The following is a 24,429-nucleotide window of genomic DNA, read 5'->3' as shown; positions in this document are numbered from 1 at the left end:
CAACCTTTTACTAACGGACTTCCAAATGAGTGCAACAACAACTAATACGGTGTGGATCATCGACGATGAGTTCATCATTCGAGATTCATTGAGCCAATTACTTACTATCGAAGGATACGCCGTCACCGCATTTGAATCAGCAGAGCAAGCGGTCAAGCAGCTCAATAGAGATTTCTCGGGTGTGATCATCACTGACATTAACATGCCAAAGATGTCTGGGGATCAGCTGTTAACAGAAGTTCAAACCATTGATATGGATATTCCGGTCATCATGCTCACGGGCTATGCAGACGTGAAGCTGGCAGTCACCATGCTACACCGTGGTGCGTATGACTTTTTTGAAAAACCAATCAATGAACAATTGTTAGATAGCGTGTCTCGCGCCGCAGAAAAGCGACGTCTGATTTTGGAAAATCGCGTCTTGAAATCCACTCTGAAATCGACCAAAAAAGGTGGTACTCGGATTCTGGGAGAAACAGACGAGATGCAAGCCATGTTGTCTTTACTTACCACCGTGGCGGATACACCAGCTGATGTGTTGATTCACGGTGAGACCGGTTCAGGCAAAGAGTTGGTTGCTCGTTACTTGCACGAAAATGGCTCGCGCAGCAATGGGAACTTTGTGGCGATTAACTGTGGTGCGGTGCCGGAAAACCTGATTGAAAGCGAGTTGTTTGGTAGCCGTAAAGGGGCGTTTACTGGCGCGACCGAAAATCGAGTAGGTAAACTCGAGTTTGCGAATAAAGGCACGATATTTCTTGATGAAATTGAGTCAATGCCGATGTCTATGCAAGTCAAGTTGCTGAGAGTACTGGAAGAGCGCCGTGTAACACCAGTTGGTGCTAATAAGTCGGTTGATATCGATGTTCGATTTGTCGCTGCGACCAAGGTGGATTTACTCGAGCTGTCGGACCAAGGTACATTTCGAAGCGATCTTTATTACCGACTGAATTTAGTCACGGTTAAGGTACCCCCTTTGCGGGCTCGTAAAGCTGATATTCCTTTGCTTTTTAAGCATTTTACGACAATAGCCGCCGCCCGTTTTCACAAGCAATACGTGCCATTAACCAGTGAAGAAAGCAAAGCGCTAATTGACTACCAGTGGCCGGGCAATGTTCGAGAGCTAAGAAATGCCGCAGAGCGTCGCGTGTTGCTTGAACAGCCTTTTACTACATCTTCAAGTAATGATTCCGAACCTATGCCTCACGACTTATCGCTGAGCGAAAAGGTGGCATTTTACGAATGCTCGCTAATTGAAGAGGCGTTGAGCCAAACCTCTGGCTCGGTAAAAGATACCCTTGCGATTTTAAAACTACCGAGAAAGACCTTTTACGACAAAATTGCCAAGTATCAAATTGAACGAACCGAATACATTAAAGGTGAATAACGTGTCTCAATTGGAGCGGTGTTCTCCAATAAAGTGTTCTCCAATAAAGTGCTCACCAGTAACGTGTCGTCTCTTCGTTTAGTTTTGTGTGGAATTGGTGACAACACGACTTTGTTTTGTGTGTGGAAAGCCACACAAATACTCTGAGGGTAAATAGATTGTATATTTAAGTTATTGAAAATAAAATGAAATAACTTTATTACAAATTGGCAACGCATTTGCAATCTCCTTGGCACGCTTAACGTGAATAAGCGAGTCAATCACGGCCTTGCGCCAGTGAAACAAAAAAGGATGAAAGCAAAGTATGAGTCAAAACAATAAAAAAGTACCCTGGTTAACCCTATGCCTTGGCCCTTTGGTCATGTTGCTAACCCTACTAATTGATCCGCCTTCTGAGGGATTATCTGTTGAAGCATGGCGCACCGCTGGCCTTGCGTTCTGGATGGCAAGTTGGTGGATCTCCGAAGCGGTGCCAATTCCCGCCGCATCACTACTACCACTATTTGTTGCACCCGTTGCTGGTATTGCCAGCATCAAATCCGTTGCTGCACCATACGCACACCCGTTGATTTTCCTATTCTTGGGCGGCTTCTTGATTTCAATTGCAATGGAAAGATGGAACCTGCACAAGCGAATTGCGCTAAAAACCATGTTGATGGCCGGCAGCAAACCAAGCATTCAAGTATTGGGCATCATGTTGGTGACGGCGTTTCTTTCCATGTGGATGTCAAACACAGCAACAGCCGTGATGATGCTACCTATTGCCTTGTCTGTGGTTAAGATCGTGACCGACCGCGAACCAAACAATGAGATGTTTGGTAAAGCCATGCTTCTTTCTATTGCCTATGCAGCAAGTATTGGTGGTATCGCGACCCTTATCGGTACGCCGCCAAATGCGTTGATGGCTGCGTACCTCTCCGATAGCTATGGCATCGAAATTGGCTTTGGCCAGTGGATGATGATGGGCTTGCCTCTATCGCTAATCATGCTGGCTGTTGCTTGGGTATGGTTGACCAAAATCAGCTACAAAGTTGACCAAGCCGGTGAAGTGAGTGCAAAAGACGTCTTTAAAGAGCAGTTAGACAAACTCGGTGCGATGTCAGCGGGTGAGAAGAAAGTACTGGCTATTTTCTTGTTTGCGGCAATCGGCTGGATCTTGCGTCCTTACATCGCGAAATGGACGGGTGTTGGTATCTCAGATACAGGTATCGCGATGGCTGCAGCGATTCTACTGTTTGCTATTCCTGTTAAATCTGGTGACAACGAACGTGTACTTGATTGGGAAAGTGCTCAAAAAGTGCCATGGGGTATTCTGATCCTATTTGGTGGTGGTTTGACTCTTGCGGCCAAAATTAAGTCTTCTGGTCTGGCCGAATTCATTGCCTTACAAATCCAAGGTGCAGACAGTGTGTCACTGATCGTTGGTATCTTGATAGTAACCGCGCTAATCACTTTCCTAACCGAAATCACCAGCAATACAGCAACGGCTGCTGGTTTCTTGCCACTGCTAGGTCCTGTTGCCGAATCCATTACTGGAACACCACTAGTTTGGGTTATTCCCGCCGCTATTGCAGCAAGTTGTGCATTTATGATGCCAGTTGCCACGCCACCAAATGCCATTGTGTTTGGTTCTGGACGATTGCAAATGAGCGACATGATGAGGGCAGGTTTTGTGCTCAATATCGTTGCTATTGCGTTGATAACGCTAGCAAGTGTTACCTTACTGCCACTTGTTTTTGGTAGCTAAAACCACACTTTCCCCCAAGTGTTTTAATTGCCAATTAGTAAGGCACTTAACGGTGTCTTACGCCAATCAACCCATTTGATTGGTTCTTTTAACGGGGGCGTGCGTTGTTGTTCGCCGCCCCCGTCTTTTTACTTTAAGTACCCAATATCATTATGAGTTACAAACGTCCGCTATACATCCCTTTCGCAGGCCCAGCTTTGCTGGAAACGTCACTGCTAAACAAAGGTAGTGCATTCTCTGAACAGGAGCGCAAAGAATTCAATTTAACTGGCTTGTTGCCGAATACGATTGAATCAATCGAGTCTCAATCTGCTCGTGCCTACCAACAGCTATGCTCGTTTAGCACTGATTTAGACAAGCACATTTATCTGCGTAATATTCAAGATACCAACGAAACCTTGTTTCACCGATTGGTCGACAATCACCTTGAAGAGATCATGCCGCTAATTTACACCCCAACCGTTGGCGCGGCGTGTGAGCAGTTCTCTAACATTTACCGACGTAAACGCGGTTTGTTTGTTTCTTACCCTGAACGTCACATGATTGACGACATGCTGCAAAACGCCACGAAACGCAACGTAAAGGTCATCGTGGTGACCGATGGTGAACGCATTTTAGGCCTTGGTGACCAAGGCATTGGCGGCATGGGAATTCCAATCGGAAAGCTAGCGCTTTACACCTCGTGTGGCGGTATTAGTCCGGCGCATTGTTTGCCAGTGGTACTTGATGTGGGTACCAACAATCGCAACCTGTTGGCTGATCCTATGTACATGGGGTGGCGTCATCCGCGCATTTCTGATGAAGAATATCGCGAATTTGTTGATGACTTCATTCAAGCGGTGAAACGCCGTTGGCCGGAAGTGTTACTGCAGTTTGAAGACTTTGCCCAAAACAATGCGACACCGCTTTTAGAGCGCTATCGCGATGAGTTGTGCTGTTTTAACGATGATATTCAGGGCACGGCTGCTGTTTCAGTTGGCACACTCATGGCAGCATGTCGCAAAAAGGGCGAGAAATTGTCTGAGCAAGTGGTTACTTTCTTGGGCGCAGGGTCGGCGGGTTGTGGCATCGCCAAGCAAATTGCTAAACAAATGCAGCGCGAAGGGTTATCTGAGCAAGAAGCCAAGTCTCGAATTTTTATGGTCGATCGCTATGGATTACTGACCGACGACATGACCAACCTGCCAGATTTTCAGCAATCATTAGTGCAACCCGCTTCTTTGCGAAGCCAATGGCAGTCAGACAATGGTTTATGTCTTGAAACCGTGATTGAAAACAGCGGTGCGACAGTGTTAATTGGTGTGAGTGGTCAACCGGGTTTGTTTACGCAAAACATCATCACCAAATTGGCGAGTAATAGCGAAAACCCGATTGTTCTTCCTTTGTCGAATCCGACATCAAAAGTAGAAGCGACACCAGCGGATATCTTGTCATGGAGTAATGGAAAAGCGATCGTTGCAACAGGCAGTCCATTTGAGCCAGTCACCCTTAATTTGGAAGATGGCACCAAATTAAGCCGCGAAGTATCGCAGTGTAATAATAGCTACATTTTCCCGGGCATTGGTTTGGGTGTACTCGCCGTGAAGGCTAAACGTATCAGTGATTCGATGCTAATGGCATCGAGCGAAGCACTGGCCAGCGCAGCCGACAATTGTTCGCTTAAATCGGGTGAAATTTTACCACCACTGAAAGACATTCAGTCGATTAGTCGCCACATCGCCTTTGCCGTTGCCAAGCAAGCAATGGAGGAAGGTCTTGCTCTACCAATTTCCGATGAAGCGCTCAATCAGAAGATTGAGTCGACATTTTGGAAACCAGAATACCGACAGTACCGCCGCACGTCTTTTTAATAGTCTTCTAGCAAGGTCAAAAGATTCAAATAAAAAGAGAGGCAACATGGTTGCCTCTCTTTTGTTGTTGCTTAAAGGAATGTACGTAAGTATTTAAATTTTGGCGATTTTCTTTGGCCACGGGTCGGCAAACTCTTCGCCGTTTTGCCACGCTTCGATTTCCTCATCGGTTAAGAAGCAGCGATTCAGGGTCTCGACAAAGGCTTTGGCTTCGTCTTCTTGACCAATCACCGTCAATCGGCAGCGTCTGTCGCCAAAACGACTGTCAACTTCATCGATTCGTTGCTGAATGATCGCTTTTTGTTCGTCGGTAAAGTTTTGCGAACTGTCATCTAGAATTGGCTCTCGCCAAAATCCAACAACCTCTAGGCCAATATTGCCGTTCGCTTGGTTCCAAAGCAGGGAAACATCGTCTCTAGATGGCATCCAAAAGAAGCCTTTGCTGCGAAACACACCATGGGTGAGATGGCTTTGACAGGCTTGAAACAGTCGAGTTGGATGGAACGGACGGTCATCATTGATGACTTCAGCCACAATGCGTTGGTCTTTTTTACCGGAAAGAGTCAAAGGCTTGTTGACCTGATCTTTGAGCTCTTTGGAAAGCTTATCGACAAGGTGGAAATTGTATCTTTGCCCAGACCGCATTTGCTCTAGCGATACTTTACCCCAAGCACAGCCAACAATGGAGGCGTATGGATTGATCGGGTGAATCGCTTGGCCGATGGTCTGCGCGATTTGCGGGTCAATTTTGTCAGTTTTTGTCAGGATAACTTGGTTAGAGAATAGAATTTGCTCTACCAATAAATTTTCAATCCCGCGAGTGTTCTTTTCTAGGTTGTTTTGCCAGTTTGGAACCAGATCTCGCCCGAGGTCGAAATCATCTCGTAGCCATGTGGCATCCACTAAGGTCACGATACTCTGTAGCTCAAAACGAGTTTGCTTCTTAAAGAATTTCACGAGAGGAAGTGGGTGAGTACTGCCGGAGGTTTCGATAATAATCCAAGCGGGCGGTTTGTCTTTGCACAGGGCTTTTAGAGACTTTTCGAGTTTTTTGATCCCCATTGGGCTAGAAATGCTATCACCACTAATGGTGATGAAGTTACCCATGCTCTCGTTGACAACATCAGTATTGACGACCAACACGCCGTCTACGTCGAGTTCACTCATGTCATTGACAATAACGGCTGGCACTTCATCTTTGTTATGGGACATAGCAAGGATATTACGCAGGATAGTAGTTTTTCCTGAACCGAGAAATCCGTTAAGAATGGTGATCGGGACTGCAGACATGGTGTTCCTATGGCGTTTCAATTCGAGTAGTCGCTAAAGATAAACCAATCCGCCTCGCAAATACATGTTAATTCAGAGTAATGGCTGATTTCTGTCTCGGACGCAGATTGTGAATTTGGTTAAATTAAATGGCTAAGGCGATTTTGGCCGCTCTGATACCAATAATACTTGAATTTTTTTGCTGAGCTAGCGAGCAGCATGCAACAAACCTACAGGAGTCAAGATGTCGAACATTTGGGAATGCCTCGGTTGCGGACATTCAAATGGACAAAACGATGAGAGCTGCTCTCGTTGCAGATCTCCAGGAAAGAATCTGGCTAATAAACAATATGCGAGTCACCTAATGGGAACACAAACCTCTTATCAATACTGTTGCATTAAATGTCAATCAGAGAATTATGAAGTTGGTGAATTACGGGCAACAGCTGGATTCTGGAGCACTTACTTTAACTACAACAAAAATAGATTCTATTTCCTTTCGTGCGCGAGCTGCGGATATACAGAGTTCTACAATAGAGGACTGGATTCTGGACAGAAGTTGTTTGATTTGTTGACGGGTTAGCGGTGAGCTAGGAGCTGTAAATGTTACTAGTAATTGCCTAGCTATATAAATTCGATTTATGAGATTGGCACTGGTATCCAGCAAAAGTGACAGCGTGGCAATAAATTCACCAAAAGATTCCCAAAACCAGTAACCTACGCTTTTACTAAGTTATAGTAACGATCCTAATACCACCATAGTGAAGGAGAACTCGTGCGGCTTATTTATGTAATGGACCCAATGTGTGCATGGTGCTATGCGTTCCAGCCTGAATTTGAAGACTTTCTTTCTAACCAGACTTTAACGATGAATGTCGATTGGATAATGGGCGGGCTTGCCCCCGACAATGATACGCCAATGGATGATGAGTTAAGACAAACTATTTCGTCCTATTGGCACACAATTGAAGGCCGTACTAGAGTTTCATTTAATCACGACTACTGGCAGCGCAACACTCCGTATCGCTCGACTTATCAAGCATGCCGCGCGGTGATTTCTGCAGAGAAGATAAAAACTGGTTCATCATCCGCAATGGTCAAGCAGATTCAAAATGCTTACTACAATCAAGCGCAAAACCCGTCCCTTGATGAGACGTTAGTTGATTGCGCTAGTTCAATCGGGATTGACCAGCAAGCGTTTAGTGCCACGCTTCAATCGGAAGAAACTGAACAAAATTTGCAGCAACATTTAAGTATTGCCTATCAATTGAAAGTTACAGGCTTCCCTGCTTTGTTTGCAGTCGATGACAACAACCGTGCCTATGCATTGGCCCTTGGATTTTGTACTCATGTAGAACTAGAGCAACGTATGCAAGCGGTTAAGAACTCAATCGGGAATACTGCAAACTAACGACGTTCTTTTAGCGAATATTGGCTCGGTGGTACTCCATAAAAGCGTTTAAAGTCACGGCTAAACTGGGACGCGCTTTCATAACCAACTTTGTGAGCACTGATTTGCGCTGAATCTCCGATGTAGCTTATGTAGTGTTTGGCTTGATTTAGTCGTACCTTTTTAAGGTATTGCAAAGGAGAGTCGGTAATGATCTGCTTAAAGGAGCGATGAAATGCGGAGACACTCATATTTGCCACGTTAGCCATCTCTTCAACCGTAATTTTGTCAGCGTGGTTCTGGTGAATGAATTCAATGGCACTGGCGATTTTTGTCTGTTTGCTGTCTTCCTGAACAAAATCGTACAGCATTGGCCCAATCTCAGAGCAGATAACTTCTAAATATAACTGGTCCAGCAGGCCATCAATCACTAGCTCGCTAGTTATAGGATCTGACAAGTTTTGTAATATTTTTCCGACGATAAATTTTGTCTTATCGGTTCGAGTGATACTCGCCATTCCTTTGCTTGTTTCCACAGTATGGAAATAATCTGGTTTGTGTTTGGTAATGACATCACAAACCTTCCGAACACGGTCGAACTCTAAACTTATGTATATTCCGCGTAAAGGGTCAGTGTTGGATGCAACTACTTCACATTCAATAGGATAGGAAGTCGTTAATACCAGCAGTTTTTCCGGATCGTTATCTAGCGATAAGGTATTGATTCTGCCACGCTTAAATCCTGAGAGGAGCAAGACAATGCCGGGCGTATACATAACCGGCTGCGCTTGGTGCGGTTCGTGAGAATAAAACAGTTCAATGCTGGAATTAAGAGTGGCGCTATAGCCATTTGTCCCCTTACCGATACTCGACTGATGCAAAAAATCAAATAGCTCAATATTGTCTGACATATTGTTGGCTCACCACGTATTTACTCTCCGAAACTAGATTAAGTGTTTGTTTAACTTATTCAAACAGAGAAAACAAAAATTGATAGGAATTGGCAAACATTAGGCAGGTTCCTTCATTCGTTTCCAGTGTTGTTCGTTCTAATTTAGAAAAGTGCTTTAGAACAATGAGGAAGAAACATGAAAAACATTTTAGTGATCAACGCTCATCAAAAATGGCCCGGCTTTGCTGAAGGAAATCTCAACCAACATTTTGCAGACATTGCCATTCAGCAACTGCAAGACATGGGTTATCAAGTCAAAACGACAACGATAGAAAACGGCTATCAAATCGATGAAGAGATCGAAAAACATATTTGGTCTGACGGGATTGTCATTCAATCCCCTGTGTATTGGATGAGCGTACCTTGGATGTTTAAAAAATATGTCGATGAAATTCTGACTTACGCAATTGGCGACAAACTCGTTTATCACGATGGACGAGTGAGTGATGATCCGACTAAAAAGTACGGTACTGGTGCAGTGCGGTTTGGTCGAAAGATTATGCTTTCATTGACGTTAAACGCCCCGAGTTATGCTTTTGAAAAAGATGAGTTCTTTAACGGACTTTCTGCTGAAGACCTGCTTCAACCCATCAACAAAGCGTATGAGTTTTGTGGGTTTGAATCACTTCCCACGTATGCCGCGTTTGACGTAATTAAAAATCCAGATTTGGAGCAAGATTTCGCTAAATACAAGAATCATTTGAGAACCTTGTTCTCTTAAATATTTGGGCACTCGGGGTTTTACTAAGCCCCGAGTGAAATTGCTAGTTTCTGGACTAGTTAATTTTGGTCAAGAAAGTCATGTTTACAGTAGATTCGTCGTAAACATCAATGAGCTTCAAAGCATCGGGGTTTGATAACCACTGATGACAATACTCTTCTACTTTGGCTTGTGTACTGCCAATTGCTACATCAGCGTATAGACCATCAGGACCTTTGAGTAGACAGTGCATATAGAGTTCTTCTTGATTTGATAAAAAGCGCTGCTCTAGTTTTTCAACCAACTCCAACAGTGTTTTTTCTTCAACCCCATGTTTGAGTTTAAAAGTGGCAAACTCCATGCCTGAAAAATTGGCAAAGTTACTTTTTAGTATCATTTTATTTTCCCTGTTTATTGGTTTTTCGATTAAGAACAAACACTTCATCGACAGGGAGCAATATAAAAAGGTGCTGCTGACAGCGTTATGTCAGCAATGGATTCCAATTTTAATTTTTGAATGAAATTAGAGAAGTTCATGGAGTTCGGAAAAGCCGCAAGAGCCATCCGAGAGGCAAAAGTGACAGCAAATGATCTAATAAGTCAGCTGGATTAGTTCAACATATCGTGCAGGATTCTTTACGTCCTGCACTTTCGCCCGCCCATTCACTATACATTCAAACCGAGTAATACATTAATTTGTTTCTCCCCTTCTGAAGGCAATCACATTCGTTTGATAAATTGTGTTAACAATCGCGACACACAGGGATGATTACGATAAGTTTGCCCGTAAGCTCATTTTAGAATTTTTAAAGGGTTCGAATGTACAAAGGAAGTTGTTCTTGTGGGTCTATCCAGTTTTCTTTAGCTGGTGGCATTTCAGATATTATTCATTGTCACTGCTCGTTATGTCGTAAGGCCACAGGCAGCGCTTACGCAACTAATGGCTTTATCAACTCAAAAGACCTTAAGCTGGTAGACAGAGATGGGTCTTTGACTTTCTATGAAAGCAGTGAAGGCAAACGTAAGTATTTTTGCAAAAATTGTGGCGCGCCTATTTACAGCTCGAATGCAAAATCACCTGATAAATACCGTTTACGAGTTGGTTCGCTTGATAGCGATATTTTGGAACGGCCAATTTCACACAACTTTGTCACTTCAAAAGCCAACTGGGAAGATTTGGACGCTGAACTCCCAAGATACGAAGCTCATGAGCCAGGCAGAGCTTAGCCTGAGATATTGAGACCCTCCAGCAATCAAAAAGCCCAGTGTACAAAAGCGAATACGGTGAAAACAGATGCAGCAATTGTTAGCCTTTTTAGATAAGCAGCATGATATTTCGGTTGGCTACTCAGAATATTCTGCTTATCAGTTACAGCACTTGTTGAATGTGCCCGTCGCTAAACCATTGCTCATTGTTATTCTTCAAGGTGAAAAAGTCTTAGGTGACGAAATGCAACTGACTCAAGGGCAGTTTGTGTTTCTCTCGAATAGACCTGCTATTGAAATGCGTAACATCCCCAATCAAGGCAGATACAGAGCCTTACTTATCGTATTTGAACCAGACGAGTTTTCGCATTTGCAATTACCCAAACGCAGTCAAGTTACTCCTAGTTCAGGTGAACAAATTGTCACGGGTGAAGTTTCTAAAGCGATAGAGTTGTGTTTGGCTCAATATTTACAGTGGGCACAGGTTGCACCTGTTGAACTGGTTACATCAAGACGCAGAGAAATACTCAGCTTGTTAGTAAAAGTGGGTTATGAATCTGTCGTCGATTTGTGTTCATCCAGTTCATTATCACTACGCTTACATGATTGGATGGCGAGTAGGCTTGATAGTGTGGGAAATCCTTTTGAAATTTCCGCAGAGCAAACTGCCCAAGCTTTTCATATGAGTTCGTCAACGATGCGCAGAAAGCTGTCGAGTGAAGGTGAAAATTATCAAACGATAAAGGAGAGGGTACAGTTAGGCTATGCGCTGCACTTACTGCAAACTACTGATAATCAAGTAGGCTGGATAGCAGAACAATGCGGATACCAGTCTCCTTCTCGTTTTACTGAACGTTTTAAAAACCAATTTGGGTTAACTCCCTCGGCACTAAGACACACCAGAATACGCCAAACGGGAATTCGACCAACACGAATGAGCGAAAAAGGCGAATCACTGCTCAGTTAGCTACTAATTCGGCAATTCAATAAACCGTATTCTTTTCACTCCAAACACAAGGAGTGAATCATGAAAAACACATCAACACTATTCGCAATCGTCTCTACTTTGGCATTTGGTGCTGTCTCTCAATCTGCTTTGGCCTTTTCTCTTAACAGTACAGACATTAATGCTGGTGAGAGCATGAGCAGTAAACACGAATTTAATGGATTTGGTTGTACTGGCGATGACCTCTCGCCTCAGTTGTCTTGGGATAACGCTCCTGAAGGCACTGAAGCTTTCGCAATTACTGCCTATGATCCAGACGCACCAACAGGCAGTGGTTGGTGGCATTGGCAGGTCATAAACATTCCCGCTTCAGTTACTGAGTTAGCAACCGGTGCAGGAAGTGCAGATTCCAAACTTTTACCCGCAATCAGCCAGACAATTCGCAATGATTATGGCACTTACGCATTTGGCGGTGCTTGCCCACCAGAAGGACATGGTGTCCACCGTTACCAATTTACCGTCCATGCGCTAAAACAGAAATTGGCATTACCGGATTCTCCTTCGGCTGCCTTAACGGGTTACATGATCAACGCTAATTCGTTAGCGACTGCCACTCTAGAAGCGTTGTACGAAAGGTAGAAATTGACCAGAATTTTGAAAAATGGGGCGAATGCCCCTTTTTTATCTAAAGACAATAACTTACCGAGTATTTCATGTTTATATCTAGCGGTTTTAATAAGGGTTAGTAAAAACATGAAAAAACTAGTTAGCGTGGCTTGGCTATACATTCAGAACGGCAAAGTCTTGTGTGTTCGTTCAAAAGGAAAAGAGAAGTTTTTCATTCCGGGTGGAAAGTTGGAACCAGACGAATCTCATATTAAGGCACTAAGCCGTGAAATATTTGAAGAGCTTACGATTAGGCTAAAAGAAGAGACCGTCAGCCATTTGATGACCATTGAAGACGTCGCTTTTGGTCTAGATAACACTATGCTGGAAATGCACTGCTATACCGCCGAGTTTACTGGCGGGATAACCATGAGCTCTGAAATAGAAGAGTTGTGCTGGGTAGACAGAACGAATCTGCACTTGTGCGCGCCAGCTGCACAAAGTCTTATCCGAAATTGTAACCTTTGATGCAGAAATTGAGTATTCACTTCATCATAATATTCAGAGTCATAATGGATGAAAAACCAATGGAAATCAGCAAAGAAGCCGCTGACATCAAGTTAGCACTTCAGAAAGACAAAGCGATTCAATTGGAGGATTTGCAACAAGATCGACTTGATTGGGAAGCTTATGCCAGAACATTACCTTTATGCGACGATGCGTCACATCGTTCTATTCAGTTAAATAACTTGGATTGTATTTGGGTGGCACCAAGTAAACAGACATCCAATCAAGCCATTTTTCATATCCACGGTGGTGGATTTATAAGTGGTAGTCCTATCACTCATCTTGAATTTGCCTATCGAATCGCAGCAACCACAGGCAGGCCGGTGTTACTGGCCCGCTATACACTTTCCCCAGAAGCAAAATACCCTAAAGCGATATTTGATTGTATTGGAGTGTTTAAGGAAGCGAGTGTCTTGTTTGATTATGACTGGGTCGTAACCGCTGATTCCGCTGGCGCAAATTTGGCCGTTGCTATGCTGTTGTTTGACGACGTTTTGCGTGATTCGATTAAAGCGTTTGTTGGCTTTTCTGGAATGTATGATTTGTCACTGTCGAGCCAGCGGCTTAAGGAGTTGGATGTCGTCGATCCTTTTGTCTCGATGGCATCTTTAATTCAGTGCCGTGACCTATACATTGAATCAAGCCAGATTTCATTACCTACGGCGAGTCCAGTCAAAGCCAAGCTAACTGATTTTCCACCGACACTTCTATTAGTCAGCAATGATGAAGTGTTACTGGATGATAGTGAACGTTTTTTTGACAAGCTCTGTGAAGAACAGCGTGTTAGCAATCCTCATCGATTAAGTATCTATGAAAACATGTGGCATGTATGGCCCATGGCAGGCGACTTTTTAGAGTCACGACAAGCGTTGGATGAAGTGAAAAATTTTCTCAATACACATATTTAAAGGCTTTAAGTGATAGTAATATCAAAATAAATAATTTTTAGTTAGAACTGGGTCGAGAAGTGTCATTCTTTATCCAACTAACTGATTGTAATCATAGTTTCTTAACACTTAATCGATAACTATTGATTTTTTAGTAAGACAATCAATGTGAAATTTAGGGTAAGAAATTTATGAAAAAGGGAATTTTGGCTTCAATTATCGCGGGTGCTTTATTGGTGGGTTGTGGCGGCGCGCCAGAGCAACCAAAGCAGATTGCGTCTGTTAATCATCCAGCAACCGGAATAATTGCACCGGGACAGATTGGTAAACTCAGTCGTTCAGTAATGACTGACTTCAATAAACTGACTCAAAGTAGCAGTGTGAGCTATAGCGATGACCTAAGCACTGTTACCACGTATTTCTATAAGGGTGATCAAAACCTTCAAGATTACTTTGAGACCAGTAAGCTCATCATGGTCGACCAATACAGTTTAGATCGTGCACTGGTTGATGGAGCGTCAGAAGTGGTGGTCAATGGTACTCCTTTATCAGGGCAAACAATAAGAGCGTACGATTTAGAAAAAGTGAGGGGAAAGCCTGAGTTAGCGTTCGCCGAGTTGCACAGTATTTCCGTGTATGAGTATGAAGACTATTTAATTAAAGTAAGAAATACGACGACAGCATTGATTGGCGGAGACATGACGGCTAAAACGCTGGAAATGAATGCTGAAACGGAGCAAGCTCTGCTACAAGCTTTACTGACAAACGGGATTCCACAATAAGCCTAGTAGTCACATAGTTATAATCAAAGCAGATAGGCGCTTGTCTCTCTGCTTACTTGATTAACGGACCACAAAAAACAATCCTTTAGGTAGCTCATTACTCATGGCTTCAAACCGGTGCGGCGTACCGGCATTAAACCGAGTAAGTACCTGCGGCTTGATCGGCACTTTTTTATTCGCGACATACAAACTGAGCTTTCCTGAATCTAGCCACAAATGTTTGACGGAGCCTTTGCTATTTGCAGCAAAGGCAGTTTTGCCCGCGTGTTTAAAATAGAATTGATACACTTCCGTTTCGATATGGCCAGTTTGTGTACTCAGCAAATGACAGACAAACGCGCTATCTGACTTGCTGCAGATATTTTCTTCAGATGCTTCAAAAAACTCGACTTTCAGATTCTGCTCCGGTGGTTGAACTAACGTCGCGACATCTATGTTCATTGCCTTAGCAAGCTTTGCCAATACCAAAATTGTTGGCATTGTTTGGCCAGATTCAATTTGTGCAATCATAGAACGACTCACTCCCGAGCGGTTCGCCATTGACTGTAAACTTTCACCATGAGCAGCTCGATAACTTCTCAGAAAGTTACCAATAAAACTGAAATCAAAGTCGTCCATCTTTTGTCTTCCTGCAGTTCATGATTTTTCCTCGTCCTATCATAAAGCAGTTTTTGTCCGTTATAACGGAATATTTCTATTTTATGCTCACTTTGAGTTAGCTAGATTGTTAACGTAATTGGACACTTAACCGATAGGATCATGTTATGGAAAGTAAAGTTGTCGCAATTACAGGTGGAAATTCAGGAATTGGCTTAGCGATTGCTAACCAATATTTACAGATGGGCTATCAGGTCGCCGTATTGGCAAGGCGAAAGCCACAATCTCATTGGCTGATGGAACATGGTGCGAACGTTTTATATAGCCAAGGTGATGTTTCGAAATCGTCGGATATCGACACCTTTTATCGTGAAATAAAAAATCATTGGGGTCGTTTAGATATTGTGATTGCCAATGCGGGAATTGCTCGGGCACGGGCCATCGAAGAAGAAACCGATGAATCACTAACTGAGTGCTTTGACATCAATATAAAAGGTGTGTTTTTTACCGTACAAAAGGCATTGCCGCTTTTGCGTGATGGCGCTGCAATTACGCTTGTGTCGTCTATTCAAGCCAATAAAGGTAGTGGCGTCTGGGCAAGCTATGGTGCCAGCAAAGCCGCTGTTCGTTCCTTGGCTCGTTCTTTCGCTGAGGCACTAGGCCAAAGAGGGATCCGAGTAAATTGCCTGTCACCCGGAGTCACCAAAACCCCTATTTTTGATACTTTTGGTATTGAGTCAGACGTACTTGATGAGACGCTAGCTCAAGTAGCACAAGCGACACCTTTACAAAGACTGGGAGAGGTCGACGATATTGCTAGGGCGGCGATTTACCTTAACTCCGAAGCCGCATCTTTTGTAACTGGTGCTGATTTGCAAGTCGATGGCGGGCTTGCGCAAATCTGAGATCGTACCGCGCCCTAGTTGGGGCGTGGTTTACTCTATCCAAACAAGTTATTTTTATTGACAAAATTGTTCTACATCGTTAGAGAGGTATGGCAAGAATTAGTTAATGGTCACTAGTATAGGGTATTGATTTGAAAGTTATTTGTAGTCGAGAAGGTGAAGTACTCGTAAAAGCGAGAGAAATCCGACATCAAGTATTCGTAACAGAGCAGAAGATACCGAAAGAGCTTGACTTGGATGGTTTAGACAGCGATTCATACCATTTTGTGGTCATGGATAAAGAACAAGCGATTGGAGCGGCACGTTTGTATCTCCAGTCAGATCATTATGGGGTATTAGCACGAGTTGCGGTGGTTGAATCTCATCGAGGTTCTGGTGTGTCACGGATATTGTTAGAAAGTGCAATTCAACAGTCAAAACAACTTGGATTAACTTAATTAGAGATTCACGCTCACGAGTATCTACGAGCGTACTATGAAAAATTCGGCTTTCAGTATCAGCGAGATGTCGAGGTGGTAGGCGAGCATCAGTTAGTTGAAATGATTCTCGAGTTAATCCCCGAAACTCAGGTTTAAATAAACTCCTTAAAAATGTTGTTGACCTCAACTCTGGTTGAGGTTTTAGCCTTGTCTTGTTTGAAATAAGCAGTCATAAGCAAGGAAAACAATTTATGAATAAAGTTGGGGTGGTTTACTTTACGCAATCTGGCATTACAGGTCAGTTGGCAGAAGCGGTTATACAAGGTGTTCAAAGCTTTGGAAGTGATTGTTTTCACTATGAGATTCAAGGGAAAGACATTGTAGAAGGGCGTTTTGTAAACCCTGAGGTGTTCGAGAAACTACAAGAATGCGATGCCATTGTCTTTGGAAGCCCCACTTATATGGGCAATGTCTCGGCGCAGTTTAAAGCCTTTGCGGACGCGAGCTCTAATGGGTTTTCTGAGCAAGATTGGTCAAACAAAGTGGCGGCAGGATTTACCTGTGGTGGCTCGGTTAATGGTGATCAAACATCGACGCTGCAATGTTTTAGCACGTTGGCGAGTCAGCACGGAATGATTTGGGCCAACTTAGACAAACCAAGTGGCTATAACAATGAGTTGCTAAATCGCTTGGGCAGCCAAATCGGTGTAGTTGCACAGGGAGAAAATGGTATTGCTCATCCAACAGATGTTGCCACAGCAAGATACTTGGGTACGCGAGTTGCTAAAATCGCAAGCCTGCTTCATCCCGTTAAGCCCTGCTGTAGCGCGGCAGCCTAGCTCAGGAGGTTTAGCATGCTTTCTCAAATTCAAATTGGTCAATATCTAGACCGCTTGTCTCTCAGCACGGTAGCGACAGACAAAATGGAATTGCTTTCTCAGTTGCAATTGGCTCACTTGCGTTCAGTTCCGTTTGAAAATCTCGATATTAGCTTGGGGAACTCGATCAATCTTGAGCCAACAGACATCTTCAACAAGCTTATCACCAAACGCAGAGGCGGGTTTTGTTATGAGCTCAACTTCCTGTTCTATCAGCTTCTCGTCAGTTTTGGATTCAAAGTCGAAATGATTTCGGCGGTAGTGTATGGGGATAAAGACTTTGGCCCAGAGTTTGACCACTTACTACTTTTAGTCAGCATTGAAGACAATTATTTTATTGCTGATGTTGGGTTTGGAGATTCGTTTCTGACACCGGTTGGACTTGATGGTCAGGTTGTGGACGACGGTCGGGCTAGCTATAAGGTTGTTAACAACAGTGGTGAGTTGACACTTTATAAACAAGAGTTTGAAAGTGGTACAGAGCAACTCGAGTCTAGCAATTCTTGGCAACCTCAATATCGGTTTACGCTTGAATTTCGTAAGTTGAGTGATTTCGAAGGCATGTGCCGTTATCAACAAGAGTCTGCAGATTCTCATTTTACCCAAAAGACAATTTGCACCATTTTGACCACAGATGGGCGCAAAACGTTGTCCAATAATCGCTTAATCGTCACGGCTAATGGTGAAAAATACGAAGAGGTAATTCGTAGTCTAGAAGCTTATTTGAGCTTATTAAACGAGGTGTTTTCAATAACACTCGACGCTAATAACGCCAAATTGTCGGACAAATTCAATTGGTTTCAAGATGAATGACAGCTCTACTTACCAATAGAAAAGGTTTGAGTGACTCTGCAAAACTCTAATCTGTCGTGAAGCTTGGCAACATGTTGTTGGGCTTCATCATCAAATAGCACGCCGAAATTCCAAAACAGCTTTGATTGCTTTCGATTACGGATACTAGCAGTCAGAGTTTGACAATTGTTGTTGTCAAATCCGTCTTTGATAATCAATTCAATATCTTGGTGGACTTTGTAATCACACAGGTGTCGGTCAACCTGAATCAAGCATCCTTTGGCTGAAATATCTTTGATGGTACAAGGGCATTGCTTTCCGTTGGGATCCAGCTCGCCGTCTATAGCGATTCTCAGTCGGGCCTCTTCACGTAACCCACCTGCAATTTGAGTGGAAGAAGGGACAGAAACTAAAAACATCGACACGTCACCAGTATTGATCACGTACTCTATTTTGGATTTAAAATAGATTTTCTCGCCTTCTCCAACGGAAGAAATGACGCATGCGGTGATGGTGTAACCTCTTTGAAAGAACACTGCCAAGTCGCTTTGTGAGACAGATGGAATCTCAAATAACAGCAAGTGCTTGGAGTGTACTCCTATGTATTTAGAGCGGCATTTCAGTGACTTACCAATGGGGGTAGATACCTGAAAAGCCACCTCACTAAGTGGCATCACATGAGTAAACGCTTCTTCACCATAGCGAACTTGATTGTCTTGCTCTGTTGCGCTTTTGGTTGCTTGGTTATCACTAGAATTATTTTGCGTCTCGCTGGTGGCGGTAGTTTGTGACATAGAGCCTAGCCCTGATAAATTCTTGATGGTTTATTAAAGAGTCAACTATTAAGGTATATGCCAATAAATGCATTTCGGCAAATCTATAGCGAGCGTTGGACGAGCAAACACGATTCTGATCTGGGGAACGGTATGACTGACTTAAGTTTTTCTTTTCAACAACATGGAACAGAGTGCTGGATTTATCGGCATGGGAAAAAGTTACTGTGTTACGGGGAAAATCAGCAACCACGGCTCTTGATAAATTGGTGGATCAAAACGAAGAACAACAGCAACAGCTGATGGCGCGATTAACGGGCAATTATAAGCGTGGCAATGAAAAGACTCGCTGAAATTCGGTAATCATTGACACTAGTTTTTAACCATTATGCTAGCTTGACCAATAAGCACATAAGATGACAGAAATATTAGACCCCTATAAAGCACGATATATTCATTATTTAGACACCTTGATAAACGGCGGCTGGAAAGTAAAAGTTTATGGAATTTCGCCGACGGATAGTGATGATTTCTCCAAATCGATTCTTCAGTTAAAAGAAAAAGTCTTGACCCAGTTACCTGATTCAGAACTTGGTTCAGAAATTTATGGTGTCGGCTTTGCCATCATTCATCACGGAGTAATGCGCAATTGGTTCTTAATTGACTGGTGGCAATACCAAGATATTTTGTGCCATAAGCTGTTTTCTTCGCCACTGAATAAGCCTCAAAATATAACCCAAGAAGTCGATATTCCCGCGTTTGCGTGTGTGCATGAGCTGCGGGTTATCAATGCAGAATCTCAAGCATGGTGTAAGTTAGCACTCAATGGTTCAAGTGACGTTGACGGTTATATAAACGCAGTAGCAGAGTTTGATTAGAACCGACTTTGATGGTTTTATCGCCGCTTAGCTAAGTTCACCCATTCATCGCTTTTGTTGTATACAGGTTTGCGATACCTTTGTGTTACTTGCCTTTAGGTGAGTATATTCTCAGGGCGGGGTGAAATTCCCCACCGGCGGTAAATTTTTGTTGTGTATAGAGGTTGTCTAACATCTCTTGAAACCGACAAAAAAAGCCCGCGAGCGCTCGATTCGTCGAGGTCAGCAGATCTGGTGAGACTCCAGAGCCGACGGTTATAGTCCGGATGGGAGAGAATCGCAGACCACTAGTTTTCCACTTTCGGAAGCTGGTGCATTTCTGCGTACATTTTATTCCACATACAGCCCTGATTCTGGTGTTTTTACAAAGGAGTAAACCATGAATCAGACTTCTATTCTTGCCGAGTACGGCAACGCAATTCAACGTGTAACAACTGCTATTGAAGCGCTAAAACGCGGCCAAGGTGTCATGCTTTTAGACGACGAAAGTCGTGAAAATGAAGGTGACATGATCTTTTCAGCAGATCATTTAACCACTCAACAAATGGCGCTTATGATTCGCGACGGCAGCGGTATAGTGTGTCTTTGTCTATCTAAAGAGAAAGCCAGCCAGCTGGAACTGCCTCCAATGGTCGAGGACAATCAAAGTGCAAATCAAACTGCCTTTACAGTCTCAATTGAAGCGAAAGAAGGAGTTACAACAGGGGTTTCCGCTGCTGACCGAGTGACCACGGTAAAAACGGCAGTGGCATCAAACTCAAAGCCAACTGATCTCGCTCGGCCTGGGCATGTATTCCCGTTGATTGCCCAAGACCAAGGTGTACTCGCTCGGCGTGGACATACGGAAGGCACCATCGATCTTATGAAGTTGGCGGGCTTGTCTCCATATGGCCTCTTATGTGAGTTAACCAATCCAGACGGTACTATGGCCAAAACCCCTCAAGTTGTTGAGTTTGCCAAGCGGCACGACATGCCTGTACTGACGATTGAAGATATCGTGGAATATCTGCAACAGCACAAAGCCGCGGCTTAGTAGATGTGGTGGCAATCGCCGCTCACTAGTCGCAATCAAATAAAAAAGCCCCGTAACTCATTTGAGTGGCGGGGCTTTTTTATTGGTCATTAAGAATGACTTATAACTAACGTTGTTTTTGTTATTGAAGTTGCTTTTTTTATTGGAGTTGCTTGGCGTATGCTTCTTTTTCTAGCGGTGCGTCTTGGTAACCGAAACGTCGCATCTCGATGAAATAGCGTTCTATGAAGTTATCAAACCCCAATTGTTCAACTTGAGCCACATGCACCAGTTCGTGAGACAGTAAGGACTCAAGTCCTTCGAATTTGGGCTTTATGATGATTGAACGACCTAAAGCCATTCCCCAGAATTCTGGTGAGTCGAACCCCATCTCAAGCAGAATAGAACGCAGTGGCTCCGTTTCTGGAATCTCCATCAACTGCTCACTATAGACAACTCGCACATGCTTGGGTTGCTGTACACCCATTTGTTTGGCAATTTCGACTTCTCTTTGATTTAGAGGTCGGCCTTTTTCCAACAATCGACTTTCTTCTTTATTCGCCCAGTCGACAGCTTGATGTACGAAGGAATCTATCCACGTTTGCTCTGCTTGAGTGAGCTGGTATGGGTAGCTGTCTGTTTCTGTCGATGAGGTCGAAGTAAAAGAAACTAAACCAAGAATGAGGACTGCAATGCTCGCATAGATTTTGTTGCGCATTTTCATAATTGTTAAGATCCTGTTATATTGAGCGAATTGTAAACGATTGACTTTTTGACACTTTTTAGCCTTTCTATATGCCTTGACGCCTAGTCCCTCAAGACAAGTAAAGTATGTCGAACCTCGGTTTGAGCTGATAGTGTCAAATGTCACGATCTTTTATTGATGGTTGTATGTCTTCAATGTCACTGGCTCAGGAAGAGCACGGTTTTTACAAGAGTTATATTCATGATCGGGTTGAACAACTTATCTGGCTTATTGCCTTATCGACGTGTTACTTCTACTGGGTTACAGGTAACAGCGAGATAACGACAAGTTTTACGATCCTTAACCAACTTGTGTTTTTTGCCGCATCAGCACTATTTTTGTTTCTGCAAACAAAAATCAATATGTTGAGTGGTTCTCAGCTTAATACAGCGCAGCCTTATGCGGTTGCCATCAATATTCTATTTCTGCTACTAGCGCATTTCTTTTGCTATTACATGTTTGGTTTGGCTTTTTTGTGCCTTATTTCTATCAACTTCAGATTGTTTTCTCGTCGCTGGGTTTGGATTTATTCACTATTACTGCCAATGCTTTCCGGCTTTTATGATGTCTATTTAAAAGAGATTCCATTTTACGCAGACACCAAGTTTCTCTTTACAGCCTTGAACTTACTGATGCTAACCCTTTGTGAAAAAGCGTATACGGAAAGAAAGACTCAAGCTAAAGCAAATCGATTGATTAAGGAGCTTCAGGCAACACGTTTGATGTTAGAACAATCAGCAAAGAGAAATGAGCGACTTAGAATATCGAGAGACCTACACGATTCAGCGGGCCACTATTTAACCTCGATGAACATGCAACTTGAGTTAGCGCTTTTATCTAAAGGTGATGATGCTGAAGAAAGTATCAAAACGGCTAAGAATTTAGGCGGATTGCTCTATAAGGAACTTAGAAAAAGCGTTCAAGAGTACCGCACATTTAATAGTCAGGATCTTGAAGAGTCTATCGCAGAGCTGACGAAAACTATTTCTGGATTGGCAGTTGAAACCAAGTTGGACCTGAAGAAAAGTCAAATGTCGAACAAGCATGCTGAAGTGGTGTTTCGATGTATTCAAGAATGCTTAACCAATACGATAAGACACAGTAATGCCTCGTCGGTATCTTTGCTGTTAAGTAGCGCGAACGACAGTATTGAGCTGATTTATCGAGATAATGGCTCCAATAGCTCGAAACTGGTCTTGGGTAACGGCTTAAATGGACTAATGGAGCGAGTTGAAGACATTGGTGGACAACTGAAACTCGAGCTTTGTGAGTCGGGATTTGAGCTGCGCGCTGTCTTTAAACACGACTCTCTGGCTTCAGAACAATTTGGCGCTAACTCTAGCCCTGAAGTAAACGAATTTGCATGACCTAACGATTCCGGGTAATGAAACACATGATTAAAACCATAATTATCGATGACCACGTATTGTTTATGGAGGGAATAGCAGCCCTTCTTGGTCACAGCGAAGAAATCCAAGTCGTCGAGAAGATCAGTGATAGCGGTACCGCAATTGAGGTGCTCAAACAAACCGAACACGACATCATTTTATTGGATTACCAAATGCCGATGTTAAATGGGTTGGAGCTGTTGGAGAAAATCGCTAGTAATGGAATCGGGTCCAAGGTTCTCATGCTGTCTACATTTGATAGCCATGAGCTGGTAAAAAGCTGTATGCAAAGTGGCGCACTGGGTTACTTGAGAAAAGACATCGATTATCCAACTTTAATTCAAGCAATTAAGACGGTTTATGATAAAGAACCGTTTATTCAGCCTTTCTTCGCCAGTGCTATTGAATCAGAAGTCTCTACATCTTTGCCTTCAGGCTCTTCAAAAGTAGAGCTAACCGCTGGTGAGCAACAGGTATTGAAACTCATAGCGGCAGGATTTTCTAATCTAGAGATTTCGGAGATGCTGTTTAAATCGAGTGGAAGAATCAGGAACATTGTTAGTTCGTTGCTGACTAAAATGGATGTTCGTGATCGAACCCAAGCCGCCATTAAAGGCTTGCAAACTGGGTTACTCTAGCCATTCAGTGTTTTATCTTTGCATCCGCTAATGCCTTGATGCAGAAGTTCTAAACAGAGCGAGATCGGTTTTTTCCTAGCTAATGATAAGTTCGTAGTTTAATAATAGTTTGTGATGCTTCTGGTGTGCGAGATAATCCAGGCGTAAAAGCAACCAATAACACTAGAGCAAAATTTGGCGCGATCTGATAGTCATGTGGCGCGTTTGGACAGTGTTTGGCGTGATTCGATAATCTAGAATAGTCTCTGTTGAAAACGAAAATGAAACGAAAACCTAAACGTGAAAACGTTACTACGCACTTGATATAGGAGATTACGATGTCAGAACTGAATCGCGCTTTGATTACTGGAGCTTCTGGTGGGATCGGATATGAATTAGCAAAAATTCATGCCGAACGTGGTAAAGACCTTGTCTTAGTCGCTCGTTCTGAAGACAAGCTAGTTGAATTAAAACAACAGCTTGAAGCATCACATAACATCCATGTTGATGTATTAGCCGTTGATTTAACGGATTCAAATGCTCCTCAGCAGGTTTTTGATTATACCCAAAGTAAACAATTTCAAATTGACATCTTAATTAACAACGCCGGTTTTGGCGGTCACGGTAAGTTCCACGAGCAATCGTTGGAATCTCAAATGGCTATGATGCAATTAAACATGAACGCATTGACGTCTCTTAGTCATCTGTATTTGAAACCCATGGTTGAGCGAAAGAAAGGAAAAATCCTCAACGTTTCGTCTACCGCTTCCTTTATGCCCGGTCCTTTACAAGCTGTCTATTACGCGACTAAGGCTTACGTGACCTCTTTTTCTCAGGCGTTGGCTGAAGAAGTCAGACAAGATGGAGTGAGTGTTACGGCGCTATGCCCAGGAGCTGTGGCAACGGGCTTTGTCGAAGCAGGAAACTTGGATGGCGTTGATATTTGGAAAAATGCTAAATCAGCCCGTTCAGTTGCTGAGGTAGGCTACCAAGGTATGATGAAAAATGAACTAGTGACCTTTAACGAGAAGCCGCTGCAGTTTCTGTTGAATTGGGTAGTACCACTGTTGCCAAGGAAAACGGTGTTAAAACTATCACGCGGCACGATGGAAAAAGCCAGTTAAGGACATTAACCA

The 24,429-nt window shown here is 43.3% G+C and carries 28 protein-coding genes and 1 riboswitch; of the genes, 22 read left to right on the top strand and 6 right to left on the bottom strand.

Annotated elements, in window-relative coordinates; genetic code table 11:
- The first annotated feature begins 25 nt into the window (after positions 1-25).
- The 3 genes from ACXAFJ_RS15255 (at position 26) to ACXAFJ_RS15245 (ending at position 4,984) form a co-directional block, all read left to right on the top strand.
- Positions 26-1,387 carry a sigma-54-dependent transcriptional regulator gene (locus ACXAFJ_RS15255; protein ID WP_475324606.1) on the top strand — a complete coding sequence of 454 codons (1,362 nt, stop codon included), beginning with the start codon at positions 26-28 and terminating at the stop codon, positions 1,385-1,387.
- A gap of 304 nt (positions 1,388-1,691) precedes the next feature.
- A complete protein-coding gene (locus ACXAFJ_RS15250; RefSeq protein ID WP_475324605.1) occupies positions 1,692-3,134 on the top strand; it encodes an SLC13 family permease in 1,443 nt (480 codons plus the stop codon).
- Positions 3,135-3,283: 149 nt separating this feature from the next.
- Positions 3,284-4,984 (top strand): NAD-dependent malic enzyme, encoded by a 1,701-nt coding sequence (locus ACXAFJ_RS15245; protein ID WP_475325759.1) that lies wholly within the window; start codon positions 3,284-3,286, stop codon positions 4,982-4,984.
- A 93-nt stretch (positions 4,985-5,077) separates the two neighbouring features.
- Here ACXAFJ_RS15245 and ACXAFJ_RS15240 read toward each other — a convergent pair whose 3' ends face one another.
- Positions 5,078-6,274 carry a CobW family GTP-binding protein gene (locus tag ACXAFJ_RS15240; RefSeq protein WP_475324604.1) on the bottom strand — a complete coding sequence of 399 codons (1,197 nt, stop codon included), beginning with the start codon at positions 6,272-6,274 and terminating at the stop codon, positions 5,078-5,080.
- 223 nt (positions 6,275-6,497) lie between these two features.
- On the opposite strand from ACXAFJ_RS15240, the gene ACXAFJ_RS15235 reads away from it, so the two are divergent.
- Complete coding sequence (locus ACXAFJ_RS15235; protein WP_475324602.1) at positions 6,498-6,836, top strand: zinc ribbon domain-containing protein; 339 nt, start codon at positions 6,498-6,500, stop codon at positions 6,834-6,836.
- Positions 6,837-7,028: 192 nt separating this feature from the next.
- Entirely contained in the window at positions 7,029-7,664 is a 636-nt protein-coding gene (locus ACXAFJ_RS15230) for a DsbA family protein (RefSeq protein ID WP_475324601.1), read from the top strand.
- On the opposite strand, the gene ACXAFJ_RS15225 is transcribed toward ACXAFJ_RS15230, so the two are convergent.
- Positions 7,661-8,554 carry a helix-turn-helix domain-containing protein gene (locus tag ACXAFJ_RS15225; protein WP_475324600.1) on the bottom strand — a complete coding sequence of 298 codons (894 nt, stop codon included), beginning with the start codon at positions 8,552-8,554 and terminating at the stop codon, positions 7,661-7,663. The genes ACXAFJ_RS15230 and ACXAFJ_RS15225 overlap by 4 nt on opposite strands.
- Before the next feature lie 177 nt (positions 8,555-8,731).
- On the opposite strand from ACXAFJ_RS15225, the gene ACXAFJ_RS15220 reads away from it, so the two are divergent.
- Positions 8,732-9,316, top strand: a complete 585-nt coding sequence (locus ACXAFJ_RS15220) for an NAD(P)H-dependent oxidoreductase (RefSeq protein ID WP_475324599.1) — start codon at positions 8,732-8,734, stop codon at positions 9,314-9,316.
- Positions 9,317-9,371: 55 nt separating this feature from the next.
- Here the strand turns inward: ACXAFJ_RS15220 and ACXAFJ_RS15215 are convergent, their stop codons facing one another.
- Positions 9,372-9,692, bottom strand: a complete 321-nt coding sequence (locus ACXAFJ_RS15215) for a hypothetical protein (RefSeq protein ID WP_475324597.1) — start codon at positions 9,690-9,692, stop codon at positions 9,372-9,374.
- A 422-nt stretch (positions 9,693-10,114) separates the two neighbouring features.
- On the opposite strand from ACXAFJ_RS15215, the gene ACXAFJ_RS15210 reads away from it, so the two are divergent.
- From ACXAFJ_RS15210 to ACXAFJ_RS15185, 6 genes are all read left to right on the top strand, one after another.
- The gene (locus tag ACXAFJ_RS15210) at positions 10,115-10,522 is read left to right on the top strand and encodes a GFA family protein (protein WP_475324596.1); all 408 of its coding nucleotides are present in this window, start codon (positions 10,115-10,117) and stop codon (positions 10,520-10,522) included.
- A 67-nt stretch (positions 10,523-10,589) separates the two neighbouring features.
- A complete protein-coding gene (locus tag ACXAFJ_RS15205) occupies positions 10,590-11,468 on the top strand; it encodes a helix-turn-helix transcriptional regulator (RefSeq protein ID WP_475324595.1) in 879 nt (292 codons plus the stop codon).
- 60 nt (positions 11,469-11,528) lie between these two features.
- Positions 11,529-12,086, top strand: coding sequence for a YbhB/YbcL family Raf kinase inhibitor-like protein (locus ACXAFJ_RS15200; RefSeq protein WP_475324593.1), 558 nt, complete (start codon positions 11,529-11,531; stop codon positions 12,084-12,086).
- Between the two features lie 114 nt (positions 12,087-12,200).
- On the top strand, positions 12,201-12,581 hold the full coding sequence (locus tag ACXAFJ_RS15195; RefSeq protein ID WP_475324592.1) for an NUDIX hydrolase: 381 nt from the start codon (positions 12,201-12,203) through the stop codon (positions 12,579-12,581).
- A gap of 44 nt (positions 12,582-12,625) precedes the next feature.
- Positions 12,626-13,528, top strand: coding sequence for an alpha/beta hydrolase (locus ACXAFJ_RS15190; RefSeq protein WP_475324591.1), 903 nt, complete (start codon positions 12,626-12,628; stop codon positions 13,526-13,528).
- Positions 13,529-13,698: 170 nt separating this feature from the next.
- The gene (locus ACXAFJ_RS15185; protein ID WP_475324589.1) at positions 13,699-14,289 is read left to right on the top strand and encodes a hypothetical protein; all 591 of its coding nucleotides are present in this window, start codon (positions 13,699-13,701) and stop codon (positions 14,287-14,289) included.
- A 60-nt stretch (positions 14,290-14,349) separates the two neighbouring features.
- On the opposite strand, the gene ACXAFJ_RS15180 is transcribed toward ACXAFJ_RS15185, so the two are convergent.
- Positions 14,350-14,907, bottom strand: a complete 558-nt coding sequence (locus ACXAFJ_RS15180) for a helix-turn-helix domain-containing protein (RefSeq protein WP_475324588.1) — start codon at positions 14,905-14,907, stop codon at positions 14,350-14,352.
- 146 nt (positions 14,908-15,053) lie between these two features.
- On the opposite strand from ACXAFJ_RS15180, the gene ACXAFJ_RS15175 reads away from it, so the two are divergent.
- The 4 genes from ACXAFJ_RS15175 to ACXAFJ_RS15160 all read left to right on the top strand — a co-directional run bounded on the left by ACXAFJ_RS15175 (position 15,054) and on the right by ACXAFJ_RS15160 (position 17,901).
- Positions 15,054-15,791 carry an SDR family NAD(P)-dependent oxidoreductase gene (locus ACXAFJ_RS15175; RefSeq protein ID WP_475324586.1) on the top strand — a complete coding sequence of 246 codons (738 nt, stop codon included), beginning with the start codon at positions 15,054-15,056 and terminating at the stop codon, positions 15,789-15,791.
- A gap of 131 nt (positions 15,792-15,922) precedes the next feature.
- Positions 15,923-16,228, top strand: coding sequence for a GNAT family N-acetyltransferase (locus ACXAFJ_RS15170; RefSeq protein WP_475324585.1), 306 nt, complete (start codon positions 15,923-15,925; stop codon positions 16,226-16,228).
- A gap of 233 nt (positions 16,229-16,461) precedes the next feature.
- Positions 16,462-17,049: a flavodoxin family protein gene (locus ACXAFJ_RS15165; protein ID WP_475324583.1), complete on the top strand. Its 588-nt coding sequence runs from the start codon at positions 16,462-16,464 to the stop codon at positions 17,047-17,049.
- 15 nt (positions 17,050-17,064) lie between these two features.
- Positions 17,065-17,901 carry an arylamine N-acetyltransferase family protein gene (locus ACXAFJ_RS15160; RefSeq protein ID WP_475324582.1) on the top strand — a complete coding sequence of 279 codons (837 nt, stop codon included), beginning with the start codon at positions 17,065-17,067 and terminating at the stop codon, positions 17,899-17,901.
- Positions 17,902-17,906: 5 nt separating this feature from the next.
- Here the strand turns inward: ACXAFJ_RS15160 and ACXAFJ_RS15155 are convergent, their stop codons facing one another.
- The gene (locus tag ACXAFJ_RS15155; RefSeq protein WP_475324581.1) at positions 17,907-18,674 is read right to left on the bottom strand and encodes a PilZ domain-containing protein; all 768 of its coding nucleotides are present in this window, start codon (positions 18,672-18,674) and stop codon (positions 17,907-17,909) included.
- Between the two features lie 173 nt (positions 18,675-18,847).
- Here ACXAFJ_RS15155 and ACXAFJ_RS15150 point away from each other — a divergent pair, with 173 nt between their 5' ends.
- The 3 genes from ACXAFJ_RS15150 to ribB all read left to right on the top strand — a co-directional run bounded on the left by ACXAFJ_RS15150 (position 18,848) and on the right by ribB (position 20,564).
- On the top strand, positions 18,848-19,006 hold the full coding sequence (locus tag ACXAFJ_RS15150; protein ID WP_475324580.1) for a hypothetical protein: 159 nt from the start codon (positions 18,848-18,850) through the stop codon (positions 19,004-19,006).
- Between the two features lie 63 nt (positions 19,007-19,069).
- Positions 19,070-19,531, top strand: a complete 462-nt coding sequence (locus ACXAFJ_RS15145; protein ID WP_475324578.1) for a hypothetical protein — start codon at positions 19,070-19,072, stop codon at positions 19,529-19,531.
- 103 nt (positions 19,532-19,634) lie between these two features.
- Positions 19,635-19,813, top strand: a riboswitch (FMN riboswitch).
- 97 nt (positions 19,814-19,910) lie between these two features.
- Positions 19,911-20,564 carry a 3,4-dihydroxy-2-butanone-4-phosphate synthase gene (ribB, locus tag ACXAFJ_RS15140; RefSeq protein WP_475324577.1) on the top strand — a complete coding sequence of 218 codons (654 nt, stop codon included), beginning with the start codon at positions 19,911-19,913 and terminating at the stop codon, positions 20,562-20,564.
- A 139-nt stretch (positions 20,565-20,703) separates the two neighbouring features.
- Here ribB and ACXAFJ_RS15135 read toward each other — a convergent pair whose 3' ends face one another.
- The gene (locus tag ACXAFJ_RS15135) at positions 20,704-21,267 is read right to left on the bottom strand and encodes a hypothetical protein (RefSeq protein ID WP_475324576.1); all 564 of its coding nucleotides are present in this window, start codon (positions 21,265-21,267) and stop codon (positions 20,704-20,706) included.
- Between the two features lie 140 nt (positions 21,268-21,407).
- On the opposite strand from ACXAFJ_RS15135, the gene ACXAFJ_RS15130 reads away from it, so the two are divergent.
- The 3 genes from ACXAFJ_RS15130 to ACXAFJ_RS15120 all read left to right on the top strand — a co-directional run bounded on the left by ACXAFJ_RS15130 (position 21,408) and on the right by ACXAFJ_RS15120 (position 24,417).
- A complete protein-coding gene (locus ACXAFJ_RS15130) occupies positions 21,408-22,655 on the top strand; it encodes a sensor histidine kinase (RefSeq protein WP_475324574.1) in 1,248 nt (415 codons plus the stop codon).
- Positions 22,656-22,681: 26 nt separating this feature from the next.
- Complete coding sequence (locus tag ACXAFJ_RS15125; protein ID WP_475324573.1) at positions 22,682-23,314, top strand: response regulator transcription factor; 633 nt, start codon at positions 22,682-22,684, stop codon at positions 23,312-23,314.
- 317 nt (positions 23,315-23,631) lie between these two features.
- A complete protein-coding gene (locus ACXAFJ_RS15120; RefSeq protein WP_475324572.1) occupies positions 23,632-24,417 on the top strand; it encodes an SDR family NAD(P)-dependent oxidoreductase in 786 nt (261 codons plus the stop codon).
- Positions 24,418-24,429 lie beyond the last annotated feature (12 nt).

The sequence above is a fragment of the Vibrio sp. ABH4_348 genome (assembly GCF_056159765.1).
Note: the sequence above shows the minus strand (reverse complement) of the source record. Positions and strands in the feature narration are given on the sequence as shown.

Bases quoted from the DNA above. Each gene is read 5' to 3' on its own strand.
- ACXAFJ_RS15255 (WP_475324606.1), top strand. From the start codon at position 26: ATGAGTGCAACAACAACTAATACGGTGTGGATCATCGACGATGAGTTC.
- ACXAFJ_RS15250 (WP_475324605.1), top strand. From the start codon at position 1,692: ATGAGTCAAAACAATAAAAAAGTACCCTGGTTAACCCTATGCCTTGGC.
- ACXAFJ_RS15240 (WP_475324604.1), bottom strand. From the start codon at position 6,274: ATGTCTGCAGTCCCGATCACCATTCTTAACGGATTTCTCGGTTCAGGA.
- ACXAFJ_RS15235 (WP_475324602.1), top strand. From the start codon at position 6,498: ATGTCGAACATTTGGGAATGCCTCGGTTGCGGACATTCAAATGGACAA.
- ACXAFJ_RS15225 (WP_475324600.1), bottom strand. From the start codon at position 8,554: ATGTCAGACAATATTGAGCTATTTGATTTTTTGCATCAGTCGAGTATC.
- ACXAFJ_RS15220 (WP_475324599.1), top strand. From the start codon at position 8,732: ATGAAAAACATTTTAGTGATCAACGCTCATCAAAAATGGCCCGGCTTT.
- ACXAFJ_RS15215 (WP_475324597.1), bottom strand. From the start codon at position 9,692: ATGATACTAAAAAGTAACTTTGCCAATTTTTCAGGCATGGAGTTTGCC.
- ACXAFJ_RS15210 (WP_475324596.1), top strand. From the start codon at position 10,115: ATGTACAAAGGAAGTTGTTCTTGTGGGTCTATCCAGTTTTCTTTAGCT.
- ACXAFJ_RS15205 (WP_475324595.1), top strand. From the start codon at position 10,590: ATGCAGCAATTGTTAGCCTTTTTAGATAAGCAGCATGATATTTCGGTT.
- ACXAFJ_RS15200 (WP_475324593.1), top strand. From the start codon at position 11,529: ATGAAAAACACATCAACACTATTCGCAATCGTCTCTACTTTGGCATTT.
- ACXAFJ_RS15195 (WP_475324592.1), top strand. From the start codon at position 12,201: ATGAAAAAACTAGTTAGCGTGGCTTGGCTATACATTCAGAACGGCAAA.
- ACXAFJ_RS15190 (WP_475324591.1), top strand. From the start codon at position 12,626: ATGGATGAAAAACCAATGGAAATCAGCAAAGAAGCCGCTGACATCAAG.
- ACXAFJ_RS15185 (WP_475324589.1), top strand. From the start codon at position 13,699: ATGAAAAAGGGAATTTTGGCTTCAATTATCGCGGGTGCTTTATTGGTG.
- ACXAFJ_RS15180 (WP_475324588.1), bottom strand. From the start codon at position 14,907: ATGGACGACTTTGATTTCAGTTTTATTGGTAACTTTCTGAGAAGTTAT.
- ACXAFJ_RS15175 (WP_475324586.1), top strand. From the start codon at position 15,054: ATGGAAAGTAAAGTTGTCGCAATTACAGGTGGAAATTCAGGAATTGGC.
- ACXAFJ_RS15165 (WP_475324583.1), top strand. From the start codon at position 16,462: ATGAATAAAGTTGGGGTGGTTTACTTTACGCAATCTGGCATTACAGGT.
- ACXAFJ_RS15160 (WP_475324582.1), top strand. From the start codon at position 17,065: ATGCTTTCTCAAATTCAAATTGGTCAATATCTAGACCGCTTGTCTCTC.
- ACXAFJ_RS15155 (WP_475324581.1), bottom strand. From the start codon at position 18,674: ATGTCACAAACTACCGCCACCAGCGAGACGCAAAATAATTCTAGTGAT.
- ACXAFJ_RS15145 (WP_475324578.1), top strand. From the start codon at position 19,070: ATGACAGAAATATTAGACCCCTATAAAGCACGATATATTCATTATTTA.
- ribB (WP_475324577.1), top strand. From the start codon at position 19,911: ATGAATCAGACTTCTATTCTTGCCGAGTACGGCAACGCAATTCAACGT.
- ACXAFJ_RS15135 (WP_475324576.1), bottom strand. From the start codon at position 21,267: ATGAAAATGCGCAACAAAATCTATGCGAGCATTGCAGTCCTCATTCTT.
- ACXAFJ_RS15130 (WP_475324574.1), top strand. From the start codon at position 21,408: ATGTCACGATCTTTTATTGATGGTTGTATGTCTTCAATGTCACTGGCT.
- ACXAFJ_RS15125 (WP_475324573.1), top strand. From the start codon at position 22,682: ATGATTAAAACCATAATTATCGATGACCACGTATTGTTTATGGAGGGA.
- ACXAFJ_RS15120 (WP_475324572.1), top strand. From the start codon at position 23,632: ATGTCAGAACTGAATCGCGCTTTGATTACTGGAGCTTCTGGTGGGATC.